Source organism: Paenibacillus sp. 2TAB19 (assembly GCF_052115185.1).
GTDB lineage: Bacteria > Bacillota > Bacilli > Paenibacillales > Paenibacillaceae > Pristimantibacillus.
In genome coordinates, this window is sequence record NZ_JBFRGE010000037.1 from 51308 (window position 1) to 57389 (window position 6082).

Below are 6082 nucleotides of genomic sequence, written 5' to 3' on the forward strand. Positions count from 1 at the left end.
TAACTCTCCCGTCAGCTCAGGAAAAGAGGCAATTCAGCGCATCGCCGACCAAGGGATCGGTGAAGATAACAGTGGCAACCGACGGAACGGGTAGCGATATTGTGAAAATGAAGTGGACGAATGGTGCGCGGACAGAAGACTTTTTTGCAAGCGTCGGTACGCTGTTGACTGGAGACAGCTTTGACATAACTTCAAACGGAGTCTATACAGTATACACGGAGGATCAAGCCGGCAACGGAGCGGTCGAGATTATCACAATCAATAATATCAATACAGTAACGCCAAACGCCTCAACGTCAAACGGCTCGCCTCTAATCGACTTGAACGGGCAACCGCTCGATTCGTCGACTATCGACGCGTCGAAGCCTTCCGTTACGTTGGAGGTAAAGCCTAAGGAAGGCGTAGCTTTTGTGACTATTCCGGCAAAAGTATTATCCAGCTGGTAGCGTAAAAACGAAATCTTCGTCATAGAGATAAAGACTCCCTACGGCAGTTATCAGGTACCAGTCAATCTGGCATCGCTTATACCGGGTCTTAAGGATTTACTTGCCGCTAATAACCTTACAGCCGTGGATATCAGCTTCAAGATCACACTGACTGACAAGTCCGGTGTTAAGGACATTCAAGCGGCGTTCGCAAACGGTTTGCCGAACGGCAAAGCGAGGGGCGCGATTGTGGATTTCAGCATTGAAATCATCAATACCAAGACAAACGAAACCATTGGAACGGCAGATAGGTTCAGCCAAGCGCTGACCAGAGTAATTCCGATGCCGAAGAATATGTCTGACATGCCGGAGCAATGGGGTGCGTTCCGCTATAATGAAACATCGAAGAAGCTTGAGTTTGTTGCAGCGAAGAAGGTGCAAATCAATGGCGTATGGTACGCGATGATTAGCTCGTACACCAACAGCATATACGTTGTAGCAGACAATGCGGTGAGCTTCACCGATGTGCAGAAGCATTGGGGCAAATCGTTCGTCGAGCTTGCAGCGGCGAAAGGATTAGTAGCCGGTATTGGCGGAGGACAGTACGCGCCAAATCAATCCATGACCAGAGCGGAGTTCACCGCTATGCTCGTCAGAGCGCTTGGACGCGGTACAGCTGCAAGCAGCACAGCGCCATACGAGGATGTAAAGCAAAGCGCGTGGTATTTCGACGGGGTAGCGATAGCCAAGGAGCATGGACTATTAGACTTTGTGGAAGCGGAAGCTTGAGGCCCCGATCAGCCGCTATCCCGAGAGGAAATGGCGAGTATGCTGGCGGCGGTCATTGCACTTGAGAAGCTGCCGACGACGAAGGAATTTGTCAGCTTGTCGTATTCATCAGACTGCTCTAAGCATTAGGAGCAATTGAATAGAAAAGATATAAGCAAAGCCTGCTTGAGCAGAGAAATATATGCTCAGGCAGGCTTTGTCTGTATCAAGCTAAAGTTCTCGTCGACTAAGCTGCGTCAGCAGAGGTCAGCGCTCCTTGGCGAATTTGCTGCGGAAGCCCGAGGGAGAGAGGCCTTCTTTCTTGGAGAAGGAGGTAGAATAATGCGAGATATGATGGAAGCCGACCTCATCTGCGATTCGGGCAATAGACCAGGAAGTTTGCAATAGCAGCCGCTTGGACTGTTCGAGCCGGTAATACAGGAGAAAGGTCATGGGAGTCATACCGTACACTTTGAGCATCACCTTAGCCAGGTAATTGGGATGATAGTTCATCTTCTTTTGCAGCACCGAATTCGTGATTTCGCTGGCATAGTTCTGGCGGATGAACAACTCGATCCGCTCGGCGAGCTGAATCGCGGTGACGTTCGTGGGGGAAGCGAGATCGCGATCCAGGTGCTGCAGGAACAACTGAAAGGAAGCTTGTCGCCTCCAGTTTCGAAGCGACTGCGGCTCGTGCTCCTGCTGGAAGAAGGTCTCCAGCGCCTCCATGGCCTTCGTCGACAGCTTCATATGCTTCGGAATGAAGATAGAGCAGACATCGGCATGGTTGAGATACGCTAAATTTTTGTGTTCCTCGATCAATTTCAGCTGGTTACCGAGACATTCGTCCATGTCACCGCACATCTGCCAGCTGCCGAAGGTTTGAAAATGAATCCAGATGATTTCTGTGTCTACCTTGCAGGGGGCGCTGCCGTAATGGTGTCCGTCAGGAAGAAGAATGAGTCCTTCTCCCTCATTGATTTCCCAGGTATGGCCGTTCTCGCCGATCGGGAGAACCCCTTTGCGGACGACAATCAGATCGAATACTCTGATGCAGTTCCGGTCGATATGGGTATCTCCTACCCCGTAATGGGCATATCCGCAATCTACGAAATAGGGAATCGGCGGCGAGATAAAGTGAAGAATCGCAGAATCCACACTCGTTCCTCCCAATGTAAAGTGAATATAAATCTAGAAAATGTTGTTATTTTTATGATACAACATACTCATCGTTTAAATAAAGAGTTTCCTGCAGATCGTCCGGTATCGGGAAATCGGTGGAGTGATCCGTGGAGTGCATCGAAATTCCGAGGCAGTCTTGCTAAGGTTGTAAATATTAAAAATCAGGTTGAAAAATGTTGTTTTTTTTGAAGATATTTCATGTCACAATTCAATTAAAGCGCTTTCCGAAAAAAGTGTCCTGGTATAACGGACACAGCCTGAGGATAGGGCAGTTATGTTGATGCTAAACGTTTAACTTATCAACTTGGGATGTCCAAGGAGTCGGGTCAAACGGTTAGACATAAATGTTATTTCAAATGATGAAGGGGGAACGAGGCAATGAAAGCAGGAAAGAGACTTGGTGTAGGTCTGCTCTCGGCTGCATTGGTATTCGGGGTCATTGGCTGCAGCAACAACGACGATACAAAAACGACTTCCAAGAATGAGAAAGTCAAAATTATTTACTCGATGTGGGGAAGCGCAGAAGAGGGAAGCAAAACGCAAGAAGTAGCTGACAAGTTTAACGCTACCCAAGACAGAATCGAAGTGGAAGTGCAAGCCATTCCATGGGAGAACTACATGACCAAATTGAATACGCTTGCAACGGCAAAGCAACTGCCGGATACGGGAATGATGCGGGAAGACGGCGTTATCCAATGGTCCTCCCAAGGCATGCTGAACGACGTAAGCGCTATGTACGAGGGAAGCGACAGCAAGCCGCTGGATAGCTTGGCCTACACATACAAAGGCAAACCCGTTGCCTATGCGGCTGCCAATGAAATCCTCCTTCTATACTACAACAAAGACATGTTCGACAAAGCGAACGTACCTTATCCGCCGTCAGCACTGGATAAAGCATGGACATGGGATGAATTCGTAGCAACAGCCAAGAAGCTGACGAATGACAAGAACGGCAAACATCCAGGCGATGATGGCTTCGATCCGCAGGGCATCGTCCAATACGGCGCATCCGTCGAGAACTTGCCATGGCAGTTGGAAACTTGGGCGATCAGCAATGGCGGAGGATACTATAACGCTGACGGCACAGAAGTGAAAATCGGGGAAGACTCCAGCATAGAAGCGATTCAGAAAGTCGCGGATCTGTACTTGAAAGATCATGTTGCCCCGTTGTCCGTCGGACAGACCGATGACGGCATTCAGCGCACGATTATTGCGGGAACGGTCGCCATGGCCACGAACGGCCAGTGGAACGTAGGAACGAGCTTGAACACGGCTAAGGAAGCAGGACTTAATTACGGCGTAGCCGTACTGCCTTACATGAAGGAGAAGATTACCCTTAACACAGGCGGCGCCAATGTCGTATTCTCCCAAACCAAGCATCCGGAAGAAGCGATGGAATGGCTCAAATGGTACAGTTCCGAAGAAAACAACTGGGGACTCATCTCGTCGGGCATTTGGATGCCGGTGCTGGATAAGTGGTATAAGGACGAGACGCTCACCCGCAAATGGGTTGAGAATCCGAACTTCCCTCCGTATGAGGAATACAAGTCTGCGGTAGTCGATTATGCGCAATCCTCCGCAGCGAGACCGGCTTCCTGGTTCTTTACGAATAATACGACGGAGTTCAACACCTTGCTCGGATCGGTTCTTGGGGATGTATGGACCGGTAAGACGACTGCCAAGGACGCGATTACCAAAAATCTCGATGCTTTGAAAGCGGCAAATAAAGGCGAAAAATAAAGGTTTGAAGGGTGACCGCCAAATCACGTTAAATGGCGGTCATCCTTCCTACATGAGGTGGGGAGCGAGCTATGGAAACAATCAATAAACGTACGGTGAAACGTCGTTCCCGCATACATTCGAGCGAGCAACGCGTTGCATATATTTGTTTGATTCCCGCATTCCTTGGGCTGTTCTTTCTGACCTATGCGCCTCTTGTCGGGGTGCTCGGGATCAGCTTGACGAATTGGACGGGGTTGGCCAAACCGGAATTCATCGGCTTCGATAATTATATCAATCTATTTACTACCGATCCTTATATCAAAGATTCGATAATCGCGACGATCTACTTCGCCATGTTATCGGTAGTCGGAAGCATGATTTATTCGCTTTTTATCGCAATCATGTTGAACCGAAAAATTCCGGCAAGAGGTTTCTTTAGAGCCATATTTTATGTGCCGTTTGTTTTGCCTGCCGTAGCCATATACGTAGGGTGGTCTTGGCTGTATGAAGCGAATTTCGGATTTTTCAATTATATCCTTTCCGAAATGGGATTAAATAAAGTTCTGTTTATTGCAGATTCCAGCTACGTGGTCCCATCCCTTTCCATGATTGCGGTCTGGCTGTCTGGGAACTTGATCGTTATTTTTTTGGCCGGGCTTCAGAACGTTCCGAACGTCTATTACGAAGCGGCGGAAATGGATGGCGCGAACGGATGGAAACGTTTCTTGCATATCACGTTGCCCTGCATGACGCCGATTATCTTTTACAATTTGCTGATGAGCCTGATCGCCAATCTCCAAATCGTTACGCCAGCCCTTGCTCTGACTAATGGCGGCCCGGGCAACTCGTCAAGGTTCATGACTTACCTGATGTACGATCAAGCTTTTGTCAATTACAAGTTGGGCTATGCTTGTGCGACGACCTTTATTATTTTTGCCATCCTTGCCGCCTTTACCGGCGTGTTGTTCAAAACGTCAAATCGGTGGATCTTCTCTGAAGGAGGCGATGACAAATGAGCGAAGCCGCATATAGCAGACTAAAGAGCAAAAAACRCAATGATCGAATTATGAATTTCCTAACGCTTGCCGTCGTTATTTTCTTTGCCGTACTCGTACTCTTCCCGATTTGGTGGATATTCCGAACGTCTCTGATGACGAATGCCGAGATTTATAGATTTCCTCCCTCATTGTTGCCGGACAGTTGGCTGTTCTCCAATTATGAAAAGACACTGGAAATATTTAAATTCTGGAAKTATTTATGGAATACGATGATAATCATCATTCCTTCCTGCTTGGCGGGAACGTTTACGGCCACCTTGTGCGGATATGCCTTTGCAAGGCTGCGGTTTAGAGGTAAACAGTTGATCTGGGCTCTTTGCGTCGGTTCTATGCTATTGCCTGCCATGGTAACGCTCATCCCGCTATATATCGGGTGGACGCGGGGTCTAGGGCTAAGCGACAGCTATCTGCCATTGATTTTGCCTTATTTTTGCGGCGGCGGCGCTTTTAATATCTTTTTGATCCGGCAGTTTATTCTTTCCATACCGAGAGAACTCGACCAAGCGGCAACAATCGACGGCGCCGGATACTTCCGCATCTTGTTCAGCATTATTATTCCAGTGATCAAGCCGGCTATGATCGTCGTCGCATTGTTTATCTTTATCGGCTTATGGAACGATTTGCTCCAACAGATGATTTACATTAATTCGAGCGACAAATATACGATAGCGCTCGGGCTTACCAACTTTAGAGGTCAATTAAAGTCAGACTGGTCGCTGACGATGGCAGCCACGTGCATGTCCTTTGCGCCTGGCGTCATTTTTTACCTGATCGGTCAAAAGTATTTCGTAGAGGGAATCACGATGACCGGGTTGAAAAATTAGTCCGGTCGTTGTGTTATTGAAAGGAGAATTATCGATATGCATGTTAAGCTTATTGATCAATTCTGGCAGCCCAAGGTGAGGCAGACTGTCCAGGAAACGATTC

The 6082-nt window shown here is 48.2% G+C and carries 6 protein-coding genes; 5 read left to right on the plus strand and 1 reads right to left on the minus strand.

The window, feature by feature from the left end:
• Positions 1 to 59: 59 nt before the first annotated feature.
• Both AB4Z33_RS17655 and AB4Z33_RS17660 read left to right on the plus strand, forming a co-directional pair.
• Positions 60 to 446, plus strand: a complete 387-nt coding sequence (locus AB4Z33_RS17655) for a hypothetical protein (RefSeq protein WP_442051165.1) — start codon at positions 60 to 62, stop codon at positions 444 to 446.
• A 123-nt stretch (positions 447 to 569) separates the two neighbouring features.
• Positions 570 to 1214 carry an S-layer homology domain-containing protein gene (locus AB4Z33_RS17660; protein WP_442051166.1) on the plus strand — a complete coding sequence of 215 codons (645 nt, stop codon included), beginning with the start codon at positions 570 to 572 and terminating at the stop codon, positions 1212 to 1214.
• Between the two features lie 246 nt (positions 1215 to 1460).
• Here the strand turns inward: AB4Z33_RS17660 and AB4Z33_RS17665 are convergent, their stop codons facing one another.
• A complete protein-coding gene (locus AB4Z33_RS17665; protein WP_442051167.1) occupies positions 1461 to 2351 on the minus strand; it encodes an AraC family transcriptional regulator in 891 nt (296 codons plus the stop codon).
• A gap of 402 nt (positions 2352 to 2753) precedes the next feature.
• Here AB4Z33_RS17665 and AB4Z33_RS17670 point away from each other — a divergent pair, with 402 nt between their 5' ends.
• The 3 genes from AB4Z33_RS17670 (at position 2754) to AB4Z33_RS17680 (ending at position 5979) form a co-directional block, all read left to right on the plus strand.
• The gene (locus AB4Z33_RS17670) at positions 2754 to 4115 is read left to right on the plus strand and encodes an ABC transporter substrate-binding protein (RefSeq protein WP_442051168.1); all 1362 of its coding nucleotides are present in this window, start codon (positions 2754 to 2756) and stop codon (positions 4113 to 4115) included.
• 71 nt (positions 4116 to 4186) lie between these two features.
• Positions 4187 to 5113 (plus strand): carbohydrate ABC transporter permease, encoded by a 927-nt coding sequence (locus tag AB4Z33_RS17675; RefSeq protein ID WP_442051169.1) that lies wholly within the window; start codon positions 4187 to 4189, stop codon positions 5111 to 5113.
• Positions 5110 to 5979: a carbohydrate ABC transporter permease gene (locus AB4Z33_RS17680; protein ID WP_442051170.1), complete on the plus strand. Its 870-nt coding sequence runs from the start codon at positions 5110 to 5112 to the stop codon at positions 5977 to 5979. Before AB4Z33_RS17675 ends, AB4Z33_RS17680 begins: the two co-directional genes overlap by 4 nt.
• Positions 5980 to 6082 lie beyond the last annotated feature (103 nt).

What these genes read in the sequence shown, in the direction of transcription:
- AB4Z33_RS17670 (WP_442051168.1), top strand. Translation starts at nt 2,754, where the DNA reads ATGAAAGCAGGAAAGAGACTTGGTGTAGGTCTGCTCTCGGCTGCATTG.
- AB4Z33_RS17675 (WP_442051169.1), top strand. Translation starts at nt 4,187, where the DNA reads ATGGAAACAATCAATAAACGTACGGTGAAACGTCGTTCCCGCATACAT.